We start from the raw sequence: 18,868 nt of genomic DNA, 5'->3' as shown, positions 1-18,868 counted from the left end.
GGCGGAACGGTAGGCAAACACCGCCTTGGGATGCCGGCTTCATATCAGAAATCCAGAAGGACGATATTTCCGATTGCAGAGCGCGTCGCTGCCGAACCGGCATCAAGATGTCACGCTACGAAATTACAGTCCGACCCTGTGCGAAAGTGATGGTTTGTGCTTAAGTCGGAATATGGTTGCATTGCAGGCGAAAGAGCAGAATTCAGGTAGTGAAAAGGCACCAACGTTGGCGCGCCCGCGCGAACACGCCCTTTCCCCCGCCCTTCTGGCGCGTGTATTTCACCAGCCGTCCCTGGTTTATTTCAATGCGGCGGCGGAATACCTTTCCATTCGGGAGGCTGCGCGCAGGCTCAACGTCGCCTCTTCGGCCGTGACGCGGCAGGTTGCAGGCCTTGAAGATGCGCTGGGCATGGAACTGTTCCAGCGAGAGAACCGTCGCCTCAAGCTGACTCCGGCGGGCGAGATCCTCTACCGCCACTCCCGCCGCCTGCTGGCGCCGATAGAGGCGGCCGTCTCCGAACTCGACATGCTCCGAGGGCTGAAAACGGGAACGATCCGCGTCGCCACCGTTGAGAGCGTGGGTCTGTCGTTCGTGCCGCGGCTGATCGCCGATTTCTGCCAGCGCTATCCTCGCCTGCACCTCGACGTCTCCGTCGCCTCCTCCGCCGAGGTGATCGCCCGCATTCTCGACGAGAGGGTCGATATCGGCTTCGGTTTCATTGCCGGCGCAACCCGAGGGATCGAGGTCGCGGTACGCCGCGACGTTCGCATCGGTGCGGTGATGCGGCCCGAGCACCCCCTGGCGGCGCTGTCGACGGTGACGCTGGCGGACTGCCTCGACCACAATGTCGCCGTCGCCAAGCCCGAGATCTCCTTTCGCGAGGTGATCGACCCCTTTCTCCAGCGCATGGTCCTGTCGCGCCTGCCGCTGGTGGAGGTCGATTCCATCCGCATGCTGGTCGAGCTTGCCCAGATCGGCCAGCACGTCTCGATCATGACGCCGATCGGTGCCCAGAACGAGATCCAGCGCGGCGAGCTGGTATTTCGCCCCCTCATCGAACCGGGCCTGCCCACCAATCGCTTCGGCCTGATGCTGCGCGCAGCCGGCAGCCTGCACTTCGCCCCCGCGGTGTTCTACGAACATGCCAAGCGGCATTTCGAGACGATCGAACTGCCCGGAGCGATCTGAATTCCCCCCGACAAGCAGACATCGTCGGAAACTGATTTTCATTTGAAGAAAATCTTTTCTCTATTCGCGACATCTACGCGACATCCAATGGCCACTATGCCCTGTGGACCAGGCGAATTTGCCTTTTTCCGACATCCCTCCGGTGTAGTTTAATGAACGGAAATTTTCTTGCGCTTCAGGAATAGGCGACTAGAATTCCGGATTGATCGCATGTTGGCGAGGCGGCCGAGCACCCTCTTTTGCCGGAAACGGGGATAACCGGTTTCGATCTTTACGCTGCACGCGCGATGCGGCAGAAGGTTTACGGGCCACACCTTCCGTTAAGGAAGATTTGGCCGGACGGAATGGAAGGGTCGTTGGCCCCGTTTCGGAAGGATCGAAAGGAACGCGATGACAAAGCGGGTGGCGACGCCGACCCCTGGAAACGGGGCGGCCCCGGCGGCGAGGCGCGACCCCGTCGCAGTTGGAATTCCCCACGCTGATCCGATCGATCCCGGCGAAGGCGAGAGCCTGTTTTCCGATGCCTTTCCGACCCGCAGCTTCCCCTCAGGCGCCGTGATGCCCGCGCAGGATCCGCACGCCCTCGGTGGCGCGCGTGACAATATCCTGGAGGTGGCGATCGGGCGCGAGGTACGCGCATTCCGGAACAAGCTCGGCATCACCGTGGCAGATCTCGCCGCCGCGACGGGTCTTTCGCTCGGCATGCTCTCCAAGATCGAGAACGGCGTGACCTCGCCCTCGCTCACGACCCTGCAGACCCTGTCGCGGGCCCTGGGCGTGCCAGTTACGGCGTTCTTCCGCCGCTTCGAGGAGCGGCGGGAGGCTGTGTTCGTGAAGGCGGGCGAGGGCCTGCTGATCGAGCGCCGGGGAACCCGGGCCGGCCACCAGTACCGCCTTCTAGGCCACAACAGCGGCAACACCGGCCGCGTGGTGGTGGAGCCCTATGTGATTACGCTCACGGAAGAATCAGACGTCTTTCCGCTCTTCCAGCATTCGGGGCTGGAGTTCATCTACATACTGGAGGGCGAGGTGATCTACCGCCACGCCGACAAGCTCTACCATCTGACGCCTGGCGACAGCCTCTTCTTCGATGCCGACGCCCCGCACGGGCCGGACGAGATGCGCCAGCTTCCGATCCGTTTCCTCTCGATCATCTCCTATCCGAAGGACGAGGTCTGAAGGACAGGCCCGCTCGTCCTCGCCGGCGGCAATACCGGCGAACTCAGCCCGATCTCCCGGTTTGAACCAATGGATCGCACGCGACGGCCGCGGACGGCCCTCGCGCAGGATGGGAATTGCCCGAATTACGGCATGTCGCTGCCTATCCATTGATCTTGACAGGCTTGCGGGAGCGGCTGAAACTCGTTCGTATACAAATGAGTTTCAGCCATCCTGACCGAGATAGACCTGTACAACCGGGCGACAATCGGAAACCATCGTCACCACATCCATCGAAGAGCGGGAGTGCCGAATGCGGATAGTGTCTCGACTTGTGTTTGCCGGCCTTGCCGCCGCCACGCTCCTGGCGGCCAAGCCTTCCCTGGCGGCGGATACGATCAAGATCGGCGAGATCAACTCCTATTCCGGCCTGCCCGCCTTCACCGAGCCCTATCGCAAGGGCTGGCAGCTCGCGCTGGAAGAAATCAACGCTGCCGGCGGCGTCGGCGGCAAGCAACTGGAAGTGATTTCCAAGGATGACAGCGGCAAGCCGGCCACGGCCATCACCGCAGCCAACGAATTGACCAGCAGTGACGGCACGGTGATGCTGATGGGCACCTTCTTCTCCAATGTCGGCCTCGCCGTCTCGGACTTCGCCAAGCAGAAGCAGGTGATGTTCCTGGCCGCCGAACCGCTGACGGACGCCATCACCTGGTCGAAGGGCAACGCCCAGACGTTCCGCCTGCGCCCCTCCAACTACATGCAGGCAGCCATGCTGGCCGAGGAGGCCGCCAAGCTGCCCGCCAAGACCTGGGCGACGGTGGCCCCGAACTATGAATATGGCCAGTCGGCCGTCTCGGTCTTCAAGCAGCTCCTCAGCGCGAAGCGTCCCGACGTGAAGTGGGTCGGCGAGCAATGGCCGACGCAGGGCAAAATCGATGCCGGCCCGGTGGTCGAGGCGTTGCTCGCGGCCAAGCCCGACGCCATCCTCAACGTCACCTTCGGTGGCGACCTCGTGAAGTTCGTACGGGAGGGAACGACGCGCGGCCTGTTCAAGGACCGTTCGGTGGTGAGCTTCCTCACGGGCGAGCCCGAATATCTCGACCCGCTCAAGGACGAGGCACCGACCGGCTGGATCGTGACGGGCTATCCCTGGTATGCCCTGCACTCCCCGGCGCACGATGCCTTCCTGAAGGCCTATCAGGCCAAATACAACGAAACGCCGCGCCTCGGCTCCATCGTCGGCTACGTCACCATGAAGGCCGCCGCGGCTATCCTGGCCAAGGCCAGCTCGACCGACACGCCGGCCCTGATCAAGGCCGCCGAGGGGCTGCCTCTCGACACGCCGTTCGGCCCGATCAGCTTCCGTGCCATCGACCACCAGTCCACCATGGGCGCCTTCGTTGGCGCCACGGCGGTACAGGACGGCAAGGGCGTCATGACCAACTTCGTCTATCGCGACGGCAAGGATTACCTGCCCGATGACGCCACGGTGAAGGGCATGCGCCCGGCGGAGTGAGGCTTTCACGCGTCGCGGAGGCCGAAGGGCGGCGGCGGACCATCGATCTCCTGGCCATTGCCCGTCTTCGCGCCTCTGCCCAACCGAGGCCCCGCCTCGACCCTCCCTCGGGAGGGAGTGAAGAAAACCATTCCGAGGCCCCCGTGGGAACCATCGTCGCACAATTCCTGAGCGGCCTCGCCGGTGCCGCTTCCCTCTTCCTGGTCGCTTCCGGCCTATCCATCATTTTCGGCGTCACCCGCATCGTCAATTTCGCCCATGGCGCCTTCTACATGCTGGGGGCCTATTTCGCCTGCACGCTCGCCAATCAATGGACGGGTGCCATCGGTTTCTGGGGCGCCCTCCTGGCCGCCGTGGCGATCGTGGCGGTGCTGGGAGGGGCGCTCGAGATGACGCTCCTGCGCCGTATCTACCGGGCACCGGAGCTCTTCCAGTTGCTGGCGACGTTCGGCGTCACCCTGGTGGTGCAGGACCTCGTCGTGCTGGTTTTCGGCCCCGACGACCTGCTGGGACCGCGCGCGCCCGGCCTGAAGGGGGCCGTCGAGATCGCGGGGCGCGCCATCCCCACCTACGACCTCTTCCTGATCGCGATCTCGCCGGTCGTGCTCGGCCTGCTCTGGCTCCTGTTCAACCGCACGCGCTGGGGCATACTGGTACGCGCCGCGACCCAGGATCGAGACATGGTCGCCGCCCTCGGCGTGAACCAGAAATGGCTGTTCACCGGCGTGTTCATGCTGGGTGTCGCACTGGCGGCGCTCGGAGGCGCCCTGCAGATTCCGCGCGACGCAGTTACCCACCAGATGGACCTCGCCATCATCGTCGAGGCTTTCATCATCGTGGTGACGGGCGGGCTGGGCAGCGTGTTCGGAGCCCTGGTCGCCGCCGTCCTGATCTCCGAACTCAACGCCTTCGGCATCCTCGCCTTTCCGAAGATCTCCATCGTCCTGATCTTCCTGGTGATGGCCGTCGTGCTGGTGGTCAGGCCCTGGGGGCTGTTCGGCAAGCCGACCGGCACCCCGCGCAGCACTCTCGGCGCCTCGATCGAACCCTGGCGGCCAATGCACGCGCAAGGGCGTCTCGCCGTGCTCGGCCTCGTCTTGCTGGCCGCCCTGCTGCCGTTGGTCGCCGGCCCCTATGCCCTCTCCGTCGGCAGCGAAATCGCCATCTTCGTGCTCTACGCCGCCAGCCTCCAATTCCTGATCTCGGTCGGGGGCCTCGTTTCCTTCGGCCACGCCGCCTTCTTCGGCCTCGGCGGTTACGGCGCGGCGCTCCTGGTCACCCTGCTCGGCTGGCGGATGGAAGCCGCGCTTATCGTGGCCCCGCTCCTGGCCCTCGGCGGTGCCATGCTGTTCGCGGGCTTCGCCGTCCGGCTTTCCGGCGTCTATCTCGCCATGCTGAGCCTCGCCTTCGCGCAGATCTGCTGGTCCATCGCCTCGCAATGGGTCGATTTCACCGGCGGCGACAACGGGATCCTCGGCGTCTGGCCTTCGGCATGGGCCTCGAAGCCCTGGGCGTTCTACGAACTCGCCCTTGGAATCGCGGTCGTCGGCGTGGCGCTGCTCCGGCTCGTCACCTTCGCTCCCTTCGGCTTCATGCTGCGGGCGATCCGCGATTCGGACCTGCGGGCCGAAGCAATCGGCATCCGACGACCGTCGATCCAGTGGGCCGCCTTCGTCCTGGCCGGCGTCCTCGCCGGAATCTCCGGCGCCCTGTTCGCCTTTCTCAAGGGCAGCGTCTTTCCCGACGCCTTTGGCGTGACCACCTCCGTGGACGGCCTGGTGATGGTGCTGCTCGGCGGCATGGGCAGCGTATCCGGTGCGGTCTTCGGCGCCGGCGTCTACAAGGCGCTGTCGACCTGGCTGATGAGCGAGACGGATTATTCCAAGCTTGCCATCGGCCTGATCATCATCGCGACGGTGGTGGTCCTGCCGCGCGGATTGGCGGGACTGCGGGATTTCCTGCCCCGCCGGGAGGCCAGGCCGTGAGCGCCCTCCTGGAGGTCGCGGGCCTCGCAAAGTCCTATGGCGGAGTGGAAGCGGTGAAGTATGTCTCGCTCCGCATCGCCGCCGGCGAAATGGTGGCGCTGATCGGTCCGAACGGCGCCGGCAAGAGCACCTGCTTCAACATGATCAACGGCCAGATCCGGCCGGACCGTGGCTCCATCCGCATGTTCGGCCGCGAGACGATCGGCCTGAGGCCCGCGGCGATCTGGCGCCTGGGCGTGGGCCGCACCTTCCAGATCACCGCGACCTTCGCTTCCATGCGGGTCATCGAGAACGTCCAGGTGGCGCTCGCCAGCCATGAATCGGTTCTCTGGCGGCTGACGCGGCTCGACGGCTTCAGGCGCGCCGAGGCCCAGGCGCTGCTGGAGCTGGTGGGCATCGGCGCCCTTGCCGACCGCCCGTGCGGTGAACTCGCCTATGGAGACCTCAAGCGCCTGGAACTCGCGGTTGCGCTTTCCAACGAGCCCCGCCTCCTGCTCATGGACGAGCCGACGGCGGGTATGGCGCCGGGCGCGCGCATCGCCATGATGGCGCTCGCCGCCGGCATCGCCCGCAGACGCGGTATCGGAATCCTCTTCACCGAACACGACATGGACGTGGTGTTCGAGCATGCCGACCGCCTGCTGGTGCTCGATCGGGGCCGTCTGATCGCCGAAGGCGATGCGCAAACCGTGCGCAGCGACCCCAAAGTGCGTGCGGTCTATCTCGGCGACGGTACCGTATTCGCGGATCTCAAAGCTTCGAAGGAGATCCGCTGATGCTGAACGTCGCCGCCCTCGACAGCTTCTACGGCCCCGCCCAGATCCTGCATGGGGTGTCGCTCGAAATCGGCAGGGGCGAGGTCGTCGCCCTCATCGGCCGCAACGGCGCCGGCAAGTCCACCACGTTCCGCTCGATCATGGGCCTGGTCGCCGGCCGCCGCGGCGCCATCACGCTTGAAGGCGCCGCCATCATCGGCCTGCCCACCCATGAGATCGCACGGCGCGGCATCGGCTATGTGCCTGAAGACCGCCGCGTCTTCACGGACCTCACCGTGGAGGAAAATCTCGAGGTCGGACGCCAACCGGCACGCGGGGGACTGAAACCCTGGACTCCGGAACGCCTTTACGACCTCTTTCCCAATCTCGGGGCCATGCCGCGAAGGCACGGCGGCCGCATGAGCGGCGGCGAGCAGCAGATGCTCACCATCGCCCGCACGCTGATGGGAAACCCCGCAATCGTGCTCCTGGACGAACCTTCGGAGGGCCTTGCGCCAAAGATCGTCGAGGATATGGCCCGTGCCATCCTCGCGCTCAAGCGGGAGGGCCTTTCCATCCTTCTGTCGGAGCAGAACCTGCATTTCGCCAGGCTGATCGCCGACCGCGCCTATGTGATCGAGAGCGGCTCCATCCGGTATTCGGGCACCATGACGGAACTGGCCGCCGACCATGCCGTGCAGACCGAGTACCTCGCCCTCTGAGTTCGCGAAGCGGGGCCGCCTCCTCGGCTCGTGATTGTTTCGCGTCGCCCGCATCGATATCGAAAAAAATCCTGCTCCCCGGGAATAAATGCGGCGCGTCGGCGGTCTGGACCAGTATGGAGCGGGTGGACGCTCCATTACACGAAGTTCGGAGCGCCCCATGAGCATCCCCGGAGACAGATCCTGCGCGGACGCCGACGGCATAGACCGTCGGGGCTTTCTCGAATGCATGAGCTGGGCCGGCACCGGCGTGTTGTGGACCCTTGCCGGCGGCCTGCCCCAGGCCATGGGCCTGAGCAGGGTGCTCGCGGACGGTGCCCCCGGCAGGCCCTTTACCTTCCTGCAGATCTCCGACAGCCATGTCGGCTTCGACAAGCCGGCCAATCCCGATGCGCTGGGCACGCTGCGCGAGGCGATCTTTCGTATCAAGGCGCTGCCCGTCAGGCCCGACTTCATGATCCACACGGGTGATATCAGCCACCTTTCGAAGGACTCGGAGTTCGATGACGCCGACCAGCTCATCCGGGATGCCGGAATCCCTGTATTCTACGTGCCCGGCGAGCACGACCTCCTCGACGACGGGCAAGGCAAGGCCTATCTCGATCGCTACGGCAAGGGCTCGCGAGGCGCCGGCTGGACCAGCTTCGATCACAACGGGGTGCATTACATCGCACTCGTCAATGTCGTGAACCTCAAGGGCGGCGGCCTGGGCAATCTCGGCGCCGAGCAACTGGAATGGCTGGAGAACGACGTCGCGGGCCTCGCCTCTTCGACGCCGATCGTCGTCTTTGCCCACATCCCGCTCTGGACCGTCTATCCCGACTGGGGTTGGGGCACGGCCGATGCGGCCCAGGCGCTCGTCTATCTCAAGCGCTTCGGCTCGGTGACCGTGCTCAACGGCCACATCCACCAGGTGATGCAGAAAGTGGAGGGCAACCTCGCCTTTCACACCGCGCGTTCCACCGCCTTCGCGCAGCCCGCCCCCGGCGCCGCCCCCTCCCCCGGGCCGATGAAGGTTCCTGCGGGCGAACTGCGCAAGATGCTCGGCATCGCCACCGTCGATTTCGTAAGCGGCAGCGAGCCGCTGGCAATCATCGACAGGCCGCTGGCCGGTTGATCCCGATCTCCCCTTCCGGGCGACCGGAAGAAGGCCGGAACCTGGCCGGGCGTCCCGACCCGCCACGGCCAAGTGTTCCGGCCTTTCCTCTTTCCCGACGCCCATGCACGCAGGACCTTTTCGACATGACGCACCCACGCAATGCGCTGAGCCGCCGCCTTGCCGTCCTCGCCCTTCACCTCGGCCTGCTTGCCCTTCCGGCGATTTCCGCCTGCCGGACGCCGGCGAGGGCCGGCGACGCCCTGGCCTCGGGTGCGCAGGCGACCGTGACCATCGACAATTTCACCTTCTCTCCTCGGCGCCTCACCATCGCGCCGGGGACGACGGTGACCTGGGTCAATCACGACGATATCCCGCATACCGTCGTAGAGGAAAACAGGGCCTTCCGCTCCAGGGCCCTCGACACGGACGACAGGTTCTCCTTCACCTTCACGAGGGCGGGCGATTTCAGCTATTTCTGCTCACTCCACCCGCGCATGACCGGCAGGATCACGGTCATGGCGGGTGCGGGCTGATCGAAGGCGGCAGGGCAGTGGCCGAAGCAACACGCGCTTTTGAAGGACCGGGTGGCGCCGTCGGATTTGATATGATCGTATGTTCGGGGCGTGAAGCGGTGTCCGGTTCACATGAGGAACGCTTCCGAGCCGACGCAAAGGGGATATACCCATGATCGGTCTGGCCATCGCATGCCCGACGGGCTGGCCCGCGCCAACTGCCTTGCAGCGCCCTTGGGGACGGCTGTGTTCATGGCTCGGAGCCCTGTGGTCGGTACGCGCGGAGGCACCCGCCCGCGCGAGAACCGCCCCGCTCGATGCCGCCGATCTCGCGCGTTTCCAAGCGCTGATGCTGCCGCATCTCGACGCGGCCCACAACCTGGCTCGCTTTTTGTGCAGGGACGCCGACGTGGCGGAGGACATCGTGCAGGAGGCCTTCCTGCGCGCCTTTCGCAGCTTCGGCGACTATCGCGGCGGCAGCCCGCGCGCCTTCATCCTGACGATCGTTCGCAACTGCCATCACTCGTGGTGGCAGGAACGCAAGCGCGGCCGGACCGAGCCGCTCGACGGCGGCCTCACGGAGGACGGCGAGACGAGGGAGCGCACGGACCTGCCGCATGACGAGACCGATCCTGAATCCGCCCTGCTGCAGCGGGACGAGGCCGGCGAGGTGCGCGCGGTGCTCGACACTCTGCCAGAGGCATTCCGCGAGGTTCTCGTGCTGCGGGAAATGGAAGATCTTTCCTACCGGGAGATTTCGGAGGTGACCACCACACCCCTCGGCACCGTGATGTCGCGCCTTGCGCGCGCCAGGGCACTCTTCGCCGAGGCCTGGAAGAGGCGCGACGGCGCCGAGCGGGAGGCATCATGAGCGCCTCCCACAGCCCCCATGACGACTGGGACACCCTGTTGCACGGCTACGCCGACGGGGAACTCGACGCAGCCAATGCCCTGCGGATGGAGGAACATCTGGCCGGCTGCAGCGATTGCGTGGCCAAGCTCGACGAAATCCGGGCGATGCGCGCGATCGTGGGCAGCGAAGACGTGCGATGGCCGGCCTCCGAGGCACTGCGCAGCCGCATCGGCGCGGCACTCCAGCGGGAGATTGCCGCCCCCCGGGCGATGCGCGAGCCGGCCATGAGCTGGCGCCTGTTCGTGGACCGCTTCACGCGCTGGAGCCTGGTCCCCTCCGCGGCGGTGCTGGCCGCCTGCCTGCTGTTCGTGACACTGCGGCCGGAGCCTGGACCTTCGCTCGAAGACCAGCTCGTTTCCAGCCATGTGCATTCGATGCTCGCAAACCATCTCACGGATGTGGCGACTTCCGATCAACACACCGTCAAGCCCTGGTTCAACGGCAAGATCGACTTCTCGCCACCCGTGGTTGATCTCAAGGGGCGCGGCTTTCCGCTGGTGGGCGGGCGCGTCGACTATCTGAGCGGACGCGTGGTGGCCACGCTGATCTACCGGCGCAACGGCCACGTCATCAACCTCTTCATCTGGCCCTCGTCAGCTCAGGCGGCCGCCGCCGGCGAGCGGGACGGCTACAATCTCCTCAACTGGAGTCAGGCGGGGCTGAACTTCTGGGCGGTGTCGGACGTGAATCCGGTGGAGCTCAAGGAATTCCAGGAGGATTTCTCCGACGCCACCCCGAAGTAGGGGCACCCGGCTCCCCGGTCTTCCTCCAGGCATCGTCATTCCGGATCGCGCAACCGCTCCGGAGTGACGTTCAATCCCACGGTCGGCGTCGGCGCTAGCCTACCGCCTTGCGGTAGAGGTGCCAGGTCGCGTGGCCCAGTACCGGCATGGCCACGATCAGTCCAAGCAGGGCTGGGATCGACCCCAGGACCAGGGCCGCCGCGACGATGAAGCCCCACATCAGCATCGGGCCAGGATTGGTTTTCACCACCTCCACCGACGTCCGTACAGCGGTGCCGACGCGCACCTTGCGGTCGAGCAGCAGCGGGAAGGAAACGACGCTGATCGCCAGCACGCCGAGGGCAAACAGAAAGCCGATGCCGACGCCGAGAATGATCATCGCCCAGCCTGCTCCGGTGTTGAAGACATCGAAGACGAAGGCGGACAACGACACGGGCAGGGCTGGTCCGAGCGTGAGGTAGTAGATTAGGGCCGCCACACCGAGCCATACGATGAAGATCACCGCCAATATGGCACTCAGGCCCAAGATGGCCCCGAAATTGGGCGAACGCGTCACATCGAGCGTGTGGGCCCAGGTAACCTCCAGCCCCTGCTCCCGTCGGCGGCTCATTTCATAGAGGCCGATGGCGGCGACGGGGCCGACCAGCGCGAAGCCGGACACCAGCGGGAAGATCATGGGCAGCATGCCATTGCCGAAGGCGAGCTGCGCCAGCACGAGACCCGCCAGGGGGTAGATAAGGCCGATGAAGATGACGTCGGTCCTGTAGGCTCCGAAATCCTGGAACCCTTTCATCAGGGCATCGCGCAGGTCGCCCATTCCGATCCGTTGCACCACCGGCGCGGTCTGTTCGAACTGCGCCGCCGGGCGATGCAAGGTGTGACCGATGGCGCCGACGCCGCTGGCGGTGCCACGAACGAGATCGATGCCCCACTCGACGGGATTCCTGATCGTCATGTTCCTGCTCCCGAAATTCTTATCGAGAGGCCGCAACCGCATGGGCACCGAAACAACCGAACCGGCCACGCGAACGCGCCCCGTATAACCGCGACAATACGCCTCATGCCGGCACCTGTCAGCCGCATATTGGTGCCCAGGGTCACAAGCGCGTGTGGGCGAAGCGCCTCATCCTGAAAGTGTGCCATGCGCAGCCCGCCGGGATGATCGTCGCGGCAGGCCGGCCCCCGGTTGCGGGCATTCCTCAGCAGGCCCGCGCCAACGCCCTCACCTCATTTTCGAGCCGGCGCGTGAGGACCTTGCGATCGGTGTCCGTGTCATAGGGCAACGCCTCGCCCCAGCTCACCACCACATCGATCGGAGGCCCCGAAAGCACGCCCATGAGATGGGGCGCCAGGTCGACGTCCCCGATCCAGGCAACCTCCTGCATGGCGCCGCGGCCGATCGGCAGGCCGCCGCGCTTGGTGTACCGCAGGGCGAGCGGCTGGACATAGGCAAGCCTGTCGCCATCGCCCAGCGCCTCGCGAGCCGCGCCAAGCAGGGCCGAACGGAATGGCAGGATATGGATACCGTCGCTCGTGGTCCCCTCGCCGAACAGCACCATGGCATCACCCGCCTTCAGTCTCTCGCCGATGGCCGCCGTCGCCTGCCTCGTCTTGTGGCGACGTTCGCGCTCGATGAAGATGGAGCGCTGCAGTCTCGCGAACAACCCGATCACGGGCCAGCCCGCCACCTCGCTCTTGGCGATGAAGGAGAGAGGCGCAACCGAGCCCAGGACCACGATGTCGAGCCAGGAGACATGGTTGGCGACGATCAGCAACGGCCGCTCCGCCGCCTCGCTGCCGCGGATGGTGACCTTTACCCCGATGATGGCGCAGACGCAGCGATGGAAGAAGACCGGGAGGTTGCGGGCAAGCGACCAGTCGCGACGCACCGCCAGCCATTGCAGCGGGATCAGCGGGAGGGCGAGCAGACCGACGGCGGCAATGCGGCAGAACGCCTTGAAACGCATGGATGAACGCAATCCCCGACAGGCCCGGAACGGCCTGCCGCCTGCTCATAGCAGAAAGAAAAGGGTTTGCCAGTTTGGCGAGGGGCACGAGGCGAATGCCTCCGGCACGAAGTTGGCGAGGCTCGCACCGCCCTTCGATGACGACCGCCCGCCCTACTCCGCCGCCGTCATCAGGCCCGGCTTCTTCTCCGTTTCGCGGTCCGGCCTTGCTTCCGGCCGCACATCGTGCTGCTCGGGTTCGGGGAGCACGTCGTGGTCGCGGGCCGGCACCTTGTCGGGGCTCGCGCCGAACAGGCCGGAGACCCAGTCCATCGCCAGATAGACCACCGGCGTGATGTAGAGCGTCAGGAGTTGCGAGACCATCAGGCCGCCGACGACAGCCACGCCGAGCGGCTGGCGCAGCTCCGCGCCCGCACCCTGGCCGAGAGCGATGGGCATGGCGCCGAGGATGGCGGCAAGCGAGGTCATCATGATGGGCCGGAAGCGAAGGACGGCCGCTTCGATGATGGCGTCCTTGGCCGAGGCGCCGGCCGAACGGCGCTCCACCGCGAAATCCACCATCATGATGGCGTTCTTCTTGACGATGCCGATCAGCATGATCAGGCCGATCATGGCGATGATCGACAGCTCCAGGCCGAAGAGCTCGAGCGTCAGCAGCGCGCCGATACCCGCCGTCGGGATACCGGAGAGGATGGTGAGCGGGTGGATGAAGCTCTCATAGAGGATGCCGAGCAGGATGTAGACGACCAGCACCGCCGCGAAGAGCAGGAAAGGCATGCCGGACAGCGAATCCTGGAATTGCTGCGCCGTACCCTGGAATTGCGAGCTGATGGTGGGCGGGACGTCGAGTTCCCTTGATGCCTGTTCGATCTGCGCCACCGCCTGGCTGAGCGCGACGCCCGGCTGCAGGTTGAAGGAGATGGTCACCGAGGGCAGTTGCCCGATATGGGACAGCGACACGGCCGCCGGCTTTTCGACGATGCGCGCCACGCTGTCGAGCGGGATGAGAGCGCCGCTCGACGAGCGTACGTTCAGCTTGCGCATCAGGGCCGGCGTCGAGCTGTAGGCATCGCTCGCCTCCAGGATGACCTGGTAGGTGTTCTCAGGCGCGTAGATCGTCGAGACCTGGTTCGTGCCGTAGGCGGCATAGAGCGTGGAGCGGATCTGGTCCACGGTCACGCCGAGCTTGGCCGCGTTGTTGCGGTCGATCTCGATGACGCCATCGCGCGCCTTGATCTGCAGGTCGGAGTTGACGCCGGTGATGCCGGGAATGCGCGCCATGCGCTGCTCGACCTTCTGGGCGTAGGTGCGCAGCTCATCGACGTCGGGCGACATCAGCGCATACTGGTACTGGCTGCGCGAGCGGGTGGCACCGATGTTGATCGACTGCACGGCCTGGAAATAGGTGCTGATGCCGGGCACCTTGGCCGCTTCCTGGCTGAGGCGCTTGATCACCACGTCGATCGAATCCTTGCGGGCCGGCTTGTCGCGCAGCTGCATGAACATGCGGCCTGAGCTCAGCTGGCTCGAGGCCCCGCCACCGATGCTGGATATGATCGAGACGACATCCCGGTCCTTGCGCAGCTCGGCCACCACCGCCTGCTGGCGGGCGGCCATGGCGTCGAAGGAAACGTCGTCCGGCCCCACGGTGGAGACCGAGATCAGGCCGGCGTCCTCCTGGGGGAAGAAGCCCTTGGGAATGTTGTTGAAGAGGATGCCCGTCAGGACGAAGGTCGCGGCGGTGAGCGTGAGCATCAGGGCCGGCGCATTGACGGCCCAGCGCAGCGTCTTCTCATATCCCCTCGTAAGGGCTGTGAAGAACGCCTCGAACAGGCGCAGGAGCAGCGGATCCCGGTGGGCCGGATCGTGCTCCTTGATCAGGCGCGAGCACAGCATCGGCGTCAGCGTCAGCGAGACCACGCAGGAAATCAGGATGGCGATGCCGATGACATAGCCGAACTCGGAGAACATGCGGCCGATGATCCCGCCCATGAAGATCACCGGAATGAACACGGCGATCAGCGAGAGCGTCATCGAGAGAATGGTGAAGCCGACTTCCCGCGAGCCGATCAGCGCGGCCGCGAAGGGCTTCTGTCCCAGTTCCACATGGCGGACAATGTTCTCCAGCATGACGATGGCGTCATCGACCACGAAGCCGACGCAGAGCGTAAGCGCCAGCAGCGAGATATTGTCGATCGAGAGGCCGAGCGCATACATGCCGGCGAAGGTTCCGATCAGCGAGATCGGCAGGGCGATCGCAGGGATCAACGTCGCCCTCAGGCTGCGCAGGAAGAAATAGATGACGATGGTGACCAGGATGATCGAGAGCAGCAGCGTGAACTCGACGTCCTCCACGGCGTGCCGGATGGAAGTCGAGCGATCCTGCATCACGTCGAGATTGACGCCGGTCGGCAGCGAAGCCTCGATCTTGGGCAGCGTGGCCCTGATCGCATCCACGACCGCCACTGTGTTGGCGTCGGGCTGTCGCTGGATGGCAAGCACGATTCCGCGCGTCTCATTGCGCCAGCTCGCGGTCTGGTTGTTCTCGACGCTGTCGACCGCCTCGGCGACATCCTGAAGAAGCACCGGCGCGCCGCTCTTGGACGAGACCACGATGGGCATGTAGCCCTTTGCCCAGCGGATCGGTCCGGTCGCGTCGAGAATGATGTTGCGCCCATCCGTATTGGTCGATCCCACCGGCGTGTTCGAATTGGCAGCGGAGATGGCGTTCTTGAGATCGTCCAGCGTCATGCCGCGGGCGGTGAGCTGGTCGAGATTGGCCTCCACGCGCACGGCATACTGCTGGGAACCGAAGATGTTGACCTGTGCGATGCCCGGCAGGGTGGAGAGCATCGGCACGATGTTCGACTGGGCAAAGCGATCGATATCCGACATGCGAACCTGGTCGGAGGTCAGTGCCAGGAACAATACGGGCTGGTCGGCCGGGTTGACCTTCCTGAAGCTCGGCGGCGTCGTCATCTCGGGCGGCATCTGGCGCTGCGCCGTCGAGATGGCCGACTGCACGTCAAGGGCCGCGCCATCGATGTTGCGGCTCAGATCGAACTGCAGCACGATCTGCGTCTGGCCAAGGGTCGACGTCGACGACATCTGGCTGATATCGGCGATGGCGGAAAACTGCTTTTCGAGGATGGCGGCGACGGAGGACGCCATGGTCTCGGGGCTGGCACCAGGCAACGAGGCCGACACCTGGATGGTCGGAAAGTCGACGCGCGGCACGGCGGCGACCGGCAATTGCCGGTAGCCGAACCAGCCGGCCGCCAGGAAGGCCACCATCAGCAGGATGGTCATTACCGGGCGGCGGATGCAGAGTTCTGAGAGCATCGGCTGTCTCCGATCCGTCAGCTGGACTTGGCGGCGGCATCGGGCGAGGCGACGGAGATGATGGCCCCATCGACGAGGCGCAGCGCTCCGTCGACGACCACCTGCTCGCCATTCTGCACACCGCTCGTCAGCACGGCATCGCTTCCCGCCACACGGGCAACCTGGACAGGCCTCAACTCCACGCTTTTACCATCCTTCGCCACGAAGACATAATTACCCTTCTGCCCGATCTGCACGGCGGCATTGGGCACCACGACCTGCGACATCGTATTGGGGAAGATCACCTCCACGTTCACGAAGGCGCCGGCCCACAGGAGTTCCTCGCCGTTGGGTATGTCGGCCTTGACCAGCAGCGTGCCGGTGGATGGATCGATGGTATTCTCGATGAAGGTCACGGCGCCCGACAGGGTGTGCTTGCCCGTGGTGACGTCCACGCGTACGGGCCCGCGCGTCATCGCCTCCCGCAGGTCGCTCACGCGGTCCTGCGGAATCGAGAAGGCGGCCACGGCGGGATCGAGCTGATTGAGGGTGGCGAGCGGTGCACTGTCAGAGGTGCGCACCGTCGAGCCCGGCTTGACGGGAATGGAGCCGATGCGGCCGGGCACCGGTGCCCGGATCACCGTGTAGTCGAGCGTCGCCTGCGCAGAGGCGAGCGAAGCTTCGTCGGCCTGAAGCTGCGCCTGCGACATCTTCAGGGCGGTGGCGGCGGTGTCGCGCGTGGTGGCGGCGCCGGCATTGCGGCTGAACAGGTCGTTGGCGCGGGTGAGGTCGATCTGCGACTGGGCGATCTGGGCCTGGTCCTTGGCGATCTGCGCCTCGATCTGGCTGATCTGGGCCTTGATGGTCCGGTCATCGAGCGTGAAGAGGATGTCGCCCTGCTTGACCTCCGCTCCCTCGGCGATTCGCACGCTCGTCACGGCCGTGTTGTCGATGCGGGTGCGGATCTGGATCGAGGCGTAGGGCGTGGCCGTGCCCACGGCATCGATCACGATCGGCAGCTGCTTGGTCTCGGCAGCGGCCAGCACGACGGGAATGGGCGCGTTCGAGCGGCGTGAACGGCCGCCTTCCGCGGCTGCCTGCGCCTCTGCCTTGGGGGGATTCAGAGCATCGGCAAGGAAGGGGACCTTGGCGATATAGGCCTCGCTGCCGGGGAGAGTCTTGACGGCCCACGGCACCACGGTCCCGCGCTGCCACCATATCAGGCCGCCGACCAGGGCAAGGATGAGAATGATATTGAAAAGACGCTTCATCAGGCCGCCATCAGATCGTCGCACAGGTCCGGGCAGGCGTAGCCTCCCCCCTTTCATTGCAGCGCGATGCCTCGCTCAATCGGCAGCAGCAAACGCTATGCGTGCATAATTGCGGCAAAATGCAGCGACTGTGTGAAGAGAATGTTTCCAAAACGGCTCACACGAATTCGTGATCGCCAGTTTATCCGAGCTCCTGTTCAGCGTTGCGAACGAAGAAAAAGCCCTCTCCACTTGCGCGGAGAGGCCTTCAAGGGCCTCACAGTTGCGTGAGGCGAGACTTAGTAGCGATAAAGTTCGGGCTTGAACGGGCCGTTCTGACCGACGCCGATATAGGCCGACTGCTTCTCGCTGAGCTTGGTCAGGTGGGCGCCGACCTTGGCGAGATGGAGCGAGGCGACCTTCTCGTCGAGGTGCTTGGGCAGGGTGTAGACCTGCTTGCCGTACTGGCCCGGATTGGTCCACAGCTCGATCTGGGCAAGCGTCTGGTTGGTGAAGGAAGCCGACATCACGAAGGAAGGATGGCCGGTGGCATTGCCGAGATTCACCAGGCGCCCCTCGGAGAGCAGGATGATGCGGTGGCCGTCGGCGAACTGGATCTCGTCGACCTGCGGCTTGACGTTGGTCCACTTCAGATTGCGCAGGCCGGCGACCTGGATCTCGGAGTCGAAATGGCCGATGTTGCAGACGATCGCACGGTCCTTCATGGCGCGCATATGGTCGAGCGTGATGACATCGACATTGCCGGTGGCGGTGACGAAGATGTCGGCGCGCGGCGCGGCCTCTTCCATGGTGACGACTTCATAGCCTTCCATCGCCGCCTGCAGGGCGCAGATCGGATCGACTTCCGAGACCAGGACGCGGCAACCGGCGTTGCGCAGCGACGCGGCGGAGCCCTTGCCCACATCGCCGAAGCCGGCGACCATGGCGACCTTGCCGGCCATCATCACGTCCGTGCCGCGACGGATGCCGTCGACCAGCGACTCGCGGCAGCCATAGAGGTTGTCGAACTTCGACTTGGTGACGCTGTCGTTCACGTTGATGGCGGGGAAGAGCAGCGTGCCCTTCTTGGCCATCTCGTAGAGGCGATGCACTCCCGTGGTGGTCTCTTCCGTCACGCCGCGAATGGCCAGGGCGTTCTTGGTGTACCAGCCGGGATGGGTTCCGAGGCGCTTCTTGATCGCGGCGAAGACGACCTCCTCCTCCTCGTTGGTGGCGCCATCGAGGAAAGCGGTGTCGCCCTTCTCGGCGCGCAGGCCCAGATGCATCAGCATGGTGGCATCGCCACCGTCGTCGAGGATCATGTTCGGCGTGCCGCCGTCAGCCCATTCGAAGATCTTGTGGGTGTATTCCCAATATTCCTCGAGCGTCTCGCCCTTCACGGCGAAGACCGGGGTACCAGCGGCGGCGATGGCGGCGGCGGCGTGATCCTGCGTGGAATAGATGTTGCAGGAGGCCCAGCGCACGTCGGCGCCCAGCGCCTTCAGCGTCTCGATCAGCACGGCCGTCTGGATCGTCATGTGGAGAGAGCCGGCGATGCGGGCGCCCTTGAGCACCTGGCGCGGACCATATTCCTCGCGCGTGGCCATCAGGCCCGGCATTTCGGTCTCGGCGATCTCGATTTCCTTACGGCCCCAGGAGGCGAGGCTCATATCCTTGACGATGTAGTCGGTGCTGCTCATCGGTGGTTTCCGCGTTTGAATATGGCCGCGCCTCT

The 18,868-nt window shown here is 65.1% G+C and carries 15 protein-coding genes; 10 read left to right on the top strand and 5 right to left on the bottom strand.

The genetic code is table 11. The features are described 5' to 3' along the window. Window positions 1-226 precede the first annotated feature (226 nt). The 10 genes from AC6H34_RS12890 to AC6H34_RS12845 all read left to right on the top strand — a co-directional run bounded on the left by AC6H34_RS12890 (window position 227) and on the right by AC6H34_RS12845 (window position 10,595). On the top strand, window positions 227-1,189 hold the full coding sequence (locus tag AC6H34_RS12890; protein ID WP_448149588.1) for a LysR family transcriptional regulator: 963 nt from the start codon (window positions 227-229) through the stop codon (window positions 1,187-1,189). Window positions 1,190-1,579: 390 nt separating this feature from the next. Next, window positions 1,580-2,368, top strand: a complete 789-nt coding sequence (locus AC6H34_RS12885; RefSeq protein ID WP_448149589.1) for a helix-turn-helix domain-containing protein — start codon at window positions 1,580-1,582, stop codon at window positions 2,366-2,368. A gap of 292 nt (window positions 2,369-2,660) precedes the next feature. Continuing rightward, a complete protein-coding gene (locus tag AC6H34_RS12880; protein ID WP_497539061.1) occupies window positions 2,661-3,866 on the top strand; it encodes an ABC transporter substrate-binding protein in 1,206 nt (401 codons plus the stop codon). A gap of 143 nt (window positions 3,867-4,009) precedes the next feature. Next, on the top strand, window positions 4,010-5,851 hold the full coding sequence (locus AC6H34_RS12875) for an ABC transporter permease (protein WP_497539060.1): 1,842 nt from the start codon (window positions 4,010-4,012) through the stop codon (window positions 5,849-5,851). Further along, window positions 5,848-6,627 (top strand): ABC transporter ATP-binding protein, encoded by a 780-nt coding sequence (locus AC6H34_RS12870; RefSeq protein WP_497539059.1) that lies wholly within the window; start codon window positions 5,848-5,850, stop codon window positions 6,625-6,627. The genes AC6H34_RS12875 and AC6H34_RS12870 overlap by 4 nt, the downstream gene beginning before the upstream one ends. Next, window positions 6,624-7,328 (top strand): ABC transporter ATP-binding protein, encoded by a 705-nt coding sequence (locus AC6H34_RS12865; protein ID WP_497539886.1) that lies wholly within the window; start codon window positions 6,624-6,626, stop codon window positions 7,326-7,328. The genes AC6H34_RS12870 and AC6H34_RS12865 overlap by 4 nt, the downstream gene beginning before the upstream one ends. Window positions 7,329-7,488: 160 nt before the next feature. After that, window positions 7,489-8,445 (top strand): metallophosphoesterase family protein, encoded by a 957-nt coding sequence (locus AC6H34_RS12860; RefSeq protein WP_497539058.1) that lies wholly within the window; start codon window positions 7,489-7,491, stop codon window positions 8,443-8,445. A 125-nt stretch (window positions 8,446-8,570) separates the two neighbouring features. After that, the gene (locus AC6H34_RS12855) at window positions 8,571-8,960 is read left to right on the top strand and encodes a cupredoxin domain-containing protein (protein ID WP_497539057.1); all 390 of its coding nucleotides are present in this window, start codon (window positions 8,571-8,573) and stop codon (window positions 8,958-8,960) included. 151 nt (window positions 8,961-9,111) lie between these two features. Further along, on the top strand, window positions 9,112-9,810 hold the full coding sequence (locus AC6H34_RS12850; protein WP_497539056.1) for a sigma-70 family RNA polymerase sigma factor: 699 nt from the start codon (window positions 9,112-9,114) through the stop codon (window positions 9,808-9,810). After that, window positions 9,807-10,595, top strand: coding sequence for an anti-sigma factor family protein (locus AC6H34_RS12845; RefSeq protein WP_497539055.1), 789 nt, complete (start codon window positions 9,807-9,809; stop codon window positions 10,593-10,595). Before AC6H34_RS12850 ends, AC6H34_RS12845 begins: the two co-directional genes overlap by 4 nt. 94 nt (window positions 10,596-10,689) lie before the next feature. Here AC6H34_RS12845 and AC6H34_RS12840 read toward each other — a convergent pair whose 3' ends face one another. The 5 genes from AC6H34_RS12840 to ahcY all read right to left on the bottom strand — a co-directional run bounded on the left by AC6H34_RS12840 (window position 10,690) and on the right by ahcY (window position 18,833). After that, on the bottom strand, window positions 10,690-11,550 hold the full coding sequence (locus AC6H34_RS12840; RefSeq protein ID WP_448149597.1) for a DUF2189 domain-containing protein: 861 nt from the start codon (window positions 11,548-11,550) through the stop codon (window positions 10,690-10,692). A gap of 244 nt (window positions 11,551-11,794) precedes the next feature. Beyond that, the gene (olsA, locus tag AC6H34_RS12835) at window positions 11,795-12,562 is read right to left on the bottom strand and encodes a lyso-ornithine lipid O-acyltransferase (protein ID WP_497539054.1); all 768 of its coding nucleotides are present in this window, start codon (window positions 12,560-12,562) and stop codon (window positions 11,795-11,797) included. 153 nt (window positions 12,563-12,715) lie between these two features. Beyond that, complete coding sequence (locus AC6H34_RS12830; protein ID WP_448149599.1) at window positions 12,716-15,904, bottom strand: efflux RND transporter permease subunit; 3,189 nt, start codon at window positions 15,902-15,904, stop codon at window positions 12,716-12,718. Between the two features lie 17 nt (window positions 15,905-15,921). Beyond that, a complete protein-coding gene (locus tag AC6H34_RS12825; protein WP_448149600.1) occupies window positions 15,922-17,154 on the bottom strand; it encodes an efflux RND transporter periplasmic adaptor subunit in 1,233 nt (410 codons plus the stop codon). 278 nt (window positions 17,155-17,432) lie between these two features. Next, entirely contained in the window at window positions 17,433-18,833 is a 1,401-nt protein-coding gene (gene ahcY, locus AC6H34_RS12820) for an adenosylhomocysteinase (RefSeq protein ID WP_497539053.1), read from the bottom strand. Window positions 18,834-18,868 lie beyond the last annotated feature (35 nt).

The organism is Labrys sp. ALF-8 (genome assembly GCF_059699065.1).
Note: the sequence above shows the minus strand (reverse complement) of the source record. Positions and strands in the feature narration are given on the sequence as shown.

What these genes read in the sequence shown, in the direction of transcription:
- AC6H34_RS12885 (WP_448149589.1), top strand. Translation starts at nt 1,580, where the DNA reads ATGACAAAGCGGGTGGCGACGCCGACCCCTGGAAACGGGGCGGCCCCG.
- AC6H34_RS12840 (WP_448149597.1), bottom strand. Translation starts at nt 11,550, where the DNA reads ATGACGATCAGGAATCCCGTCGAGTGGGGCATCGATCTCGTTCGTGGC.
- AC6H34_RS12830 (WP_448149599.1), bottom strand. Translation starts at nt 15,904, where the DNA reads ATGCTCTCAGAACTCTGCATCCGCCGCCCGGTAATGACCATCCTGCTG.
- olsA (WP_497539054.1), bottom strand. Translation starts at nt 12,562, where the DNA reads ATGCGTTTCAAGGCGTTCTGCCGCATTGCCGCCGTCGGTCTGCTCGCC.
- AC6H34_RS12880 (WP_497539061.1), top strand. Translation starts at nt 2,661, where the DNA reads ATGCGGATAGTGTCTCGACTTGTGTTTGCCGGCCTTGCCGCCGCCACG.
- AC6H34_RS12855 (WP_497539057.1), top strand. Translation starts at nt 8,571, where the DNA reads ATGACGCACCCACGCAATGCGCTGAGCCGCCGCCTTGCCGTCCTCGCC.
- AC6H34_RS12845 (WP_497539055.1), top strand. Translation starts at nt 9,807, where the DNA reads ATGAGCGCCTCCCACAGCCCCCATGACGACTGGGACACCCTGTTGCAC.
- AC6H34_RS12825 (WP_448149600.1), bottom strand. Translation starts at nt 17,154, where the DNA reads ATGAAGCGTCTTTTCAATATCATTCTCATCCTTGCCCTGGTCGGCGGC.
- AC6H34_RS12850 (WP_497539056.1), top strand. Translation starts at nt 9,112, where the DNA reads ATGATCGGTCTGGCCATCGCATGCCCGACGGGCTGGCCCGCGCCAACT.
- ahcY (WP_497539053.1), bottom strand. Translation starts at nt 18,833, where the DNA reads ATGAGCAGCACCGACTACATCGTCAAGGATATGAGCCTCGCCTCCTGG.
- AC6H34_RS12860 (WP_497539058.1), top strand. Translation starts at nt 7,489, where the DNA reads ATGAGCATCCCCGGAGACAGATCCTGCGCGGACGCCGACGGCATAGAC.